General features: G+C 66.8%; 1 protein-coding gene. It reads right to left on the bottom strand.

Translation table 11 applies throughout. The features are described from left to right. Positions 1–144: 144 nt before the first annotated feature. Positions 145–1,014 carry a 3-hydroxyacyl-CoA dehydrogenase NAD-binding domain-containing protein gene (locus tag NI18_RS17685; RefSeq protein WP_037531859.1) on the bottom strand — a complete coding sequence of 290 codons (870 nt, stop codon included), beginning with the start codon at positions 1,012–1,014 and terminating at the stop codon, positions 145–147. Between the last annotated feature and the right edge of the window lie 238 nt (positions 1,015–1,252).

Below are 1,252 nucleotides of genomic sequence, written 5' to 3'. Positions count from 1 at the left end.
GCCATGCACCATCCCCCCAAATGGATCGGACCGGTCCGCCGCCGGGGATCACCCCGACCGCGTCCGGCCCGACTCGCAATTCGTCATCGTTCCTGTTATGTGCCAGAACAGCGTGACGATGTCAAGGGTAGATAACCGATCTGGTTAGCGCGTCGGCACCGGCTCCGCACCCGAATAGTCATAGAAGCCGCGTTTGGTCTTGCGGCCGAACCACCCCGCCTCGACATATTTGACCAGCAGCGGCGCGGGCCGGAACTTGGGATCGCCGGTCCCTTCAAACAGCACCCGGGTGATCTCCAGGCACGTGTCGAGCCCGATGAAATCGGCCAGAGTCAGCGGCCCCATCGGGTGATTGAGCCCCAGCTGGCACGCCAGATCGATGTCGCGCACCCCCGCCACGCCTTCGCCGAGCGCAAAGCACGCCTCGTTGATCATCGGCATCAGCACGCGGTTGACGATGAACCCCGGCGCGTCGTTCGCGTGCACGACCTGCTTGCCGAGCTTTTCGGCGAACGCCTCGACCGCGGCGACCGTCGCCTCCGACGTGGCGAGCCCGCGGATCAGCTCGATCGGCCGCATGACGGGGACGGGATTGAAGAAATGCACCCCCATGAACCGCGCGGCGTCGGGCGCCGCCTGCGCCAGCCGCGTGATCGGGATCGACGAGGTGTTCGACGCCAGGATCGCGTCCGCTTTCAGCACCTTGCCGACCTCGGCAAAGATCGTCCGCTTGATCGCCTCGCGCTCGGTCGCGGCCTCGACGACGATGAAACAGTCGCCCATCTCGGCGACGCTCGCGACCGGCTCGATATTGGCCAACGTCGTCTCGCGGAAGTCGGCGGTGATCTTCTCCTTCTCGACCAGCCGCGCCATCGCCTTGCCGATCCCCGCCTTGCCCGCCTCGGCCTGGGGCAAGCCCATATCGGCCAGCAGCACGCGGTAGCCCGCCTGCGCGGCGACCTGCGCGATCCCCGCGCCCATCTGTCCCGCGCCGATTACGCCGATCGTCTGCATCGCACTCTCCATCTTGATTGCCGCCCTTACCATTGACGGTTGTTCGACTATGGCCTCGCCCCTATCGAAGCGGGACCGTCGCCGCCAGACCGGTCAGGAGGTCGCATGCGCTATCCAGTTCTCGTTTCGCTTCTGCCCGTTTCGGTTCTGGTGGCCGCGACGGCCTGCAGCCCCAGCGGCAACACCGGCGCGCCCAACGACGCCACCGTCCCGCTCGAAACCCCAGCCCGCCCCACCC

The organism is Sphingomonas sp. Ant20, from assembly GCF_000783375.1.
In the GTDB taxonomy this organism is placed as follows: domain Bacteria; phylum Pseudomonadota; class Alphaproteobacteria; order Sphingomonadales; family Sphingomonadaceae; genus Sphingomonas; species Sphingomonas aerolata.
This window is presented reverse-complemented; position numbering and strand designations above follow the sequence as displayed.